The sequence below is a fragment of the Actinomadura sp. NPDC000600 genome (genome assembly GCF_040492135.1).
In the GTDB taxonomy this organism is placed as follows: domain Bacteria; phylum Actinomycetota; class Actinomycetes; order Streptosporangiales; family Streptosporangiaceae; genus Spirillospora.
Window position 1 is genome coordinate 1 of the sequence record NZ_JBEUPD010000106.1, and the last position, 1880, is coordinate 1880.

Consider the following 1880-nt stretch of genomic DNA (forward strand, 5'->3'; position numbering starts at 1 on the left):
CTGGCCCTCACTGCTGTGTGCCGGACGGCGGATCAGCGCAGGTGCTTGTCCGCGTCCTCGGGACGCAGCAGGCCGGCCTCCTTCAGCAGTCGGACTGCGCGGGACTGGTTGACGCTGAGCTTGGTGCGGGCCTGGTAGAGGGTGACGAAGCCGTCCTCATCACGCGGCAGGTTCTGTACGAGCGGCAGGAGTTCAGCGTCCGTCCGTACAGGCGTACCGGGACGGTCCGCACCCGCCGCACCGCTGGTTCCGGTTGCAGGAGAAGACGCGGCACCCGTACCTGTACGGGCCTCCGGAACACCGTCACCGCCGGACTGTGTACGGACGCTGACCGACCCGGTACGCGCCTGTACGGCCGCACTGGCCGTACCGGTACGCCCCGCAGCCGCTGTACCTGTACGCCGCGCCCCGTCGGGGGTGGTGTGTACGCCGTCTGTACGGTCGCTGTACGGCCTGGTCACCGCCGCTTCGGACCCGTCATCGTGCGGCGGGTGCGAGGCGGGGCGTACAGGGTCCGTACCGTCGCGTCCGGTGCCCATTCCCTGCGGCCGGACCGTGCTTCGAGCGGTGTACAGGTCGGGGCTGGCGGCCCCTGTACGGCTGGACGACGTGCCGTCCGTTCCGTCGGTACGCCGGTGCGTACCTGTACGGGCGGGCGTTCCGTTTCCGCTGTCCGTACCGGTACGGCCGCCCGCAGCAGCCGTACTGCCGTGCCCGTTCGTACCGTCGTCGTGCATGAGCGTGTGGACGCGCCAGATGACGGCCACGAAGATCAGTACGACGAACGTGGTCAGCTGCCACGGTGCCGACTGGCCTTCCTTGACGATGTGGGCCTGCTCGGACAGGTGGTACGTCACGTTCGCCGACGCCATCAGCAGCAGCGCGTAGGGGATGTCCTTCTTGGCCCGGAACGCGGTGACGCAGTAGACGTCGATGCTGACCGGCAGCAGCGGGGCGACGTACTGGTTGATGCCGACCATGCGGGCCAGCTCATACTCGCCGGAGGCGGCAAGACCGACGCCGGCGGCGAGCGCGATCCACGGGGCGGTCTTCCACGCCTTGCGGCTGAGGTTCTGCTGCCAGCCCCGGAAGCGGGAGTTGGCCCGCTTCGCCGCCCGGGCCTCCTCGAGCAGCCGGCGGGCGCGGGCCTCATCGGCCTGCGCCCGGTCGGTGATGCCCTTCGCCTTGCGCTCCGCCTCCGTGGTGATGCGGTCGGCCTCCTTCTGGGCGGCCTCCCGCAGCTGCACCGCGACGGTCTTGGCTTCCTCCCGCAGCCGCTCGCGCTGCTTGTCGCACGCCTGCTTGAGCCCGGCGAGTTCATCGGCGAGGGCCTTGCGCTTGGCGGCGGCCTCCGTGTCGAACTGGTCGGTGAGCTCGCGCAGCTTCTCGCGCAGCTCGGTGCGGACCTGCTCCGCCTCGGTGTGCGCGGCGGCAACATAGCTGTCGGCTTCGCGGCGCCGGTCGTCAGCGGCCTTGACCGCATCCGCGTACAGCGCCTCCGCCTCCGCCCGGCGGCCGTCGTAATGTTCGGCCGCCGTCGCCGCGAGCTGGGCGAACCGCTCGCGGGCCTGGTCGACCTCCCGCTGCGCCGCGGCCACCAGTTCGTCGGCCTGCTCCTGGGCGCGGGCAAGGATCTGCCCGGCCTCAAGGCGGCGCTGGTCGACCAAGGCGCTGATCTCGGTGAGGTCGGCTTCGGCCATGCGCCGCAGCTCGGCAACCGCCTTGCCGGTCGCCTCACGGTCGGTGGCGGCCAGCTCGGTCAGGTCGGCGACCTGCGCGCGGGCCTCCTTGACGAGGGTCTCGGCACGGTCGCGGGCTTCCGTCAGGAGCCGGTCGGCCTCGCCGCGCGCGGCCTCCAGGTCGCTCTTGGCCGCCGTGCG

General features: G+C 71.5%; 1 protein-coding gene. It reads right to left on the reverse strand.

What is annotated here, in order from left to right; all coding sequences use genetic code 11:
* Positions 1–32 precede the first annotated feature (32 nt).
* Positions 33–1880, reverse strand: a 1848-nt coding sequence (locus ABWI07_RS43970; RefSeq protein ID WP_502912916.1) for a hypothetical protein, incomplete at its 5' end; no start/stop codon positions are given.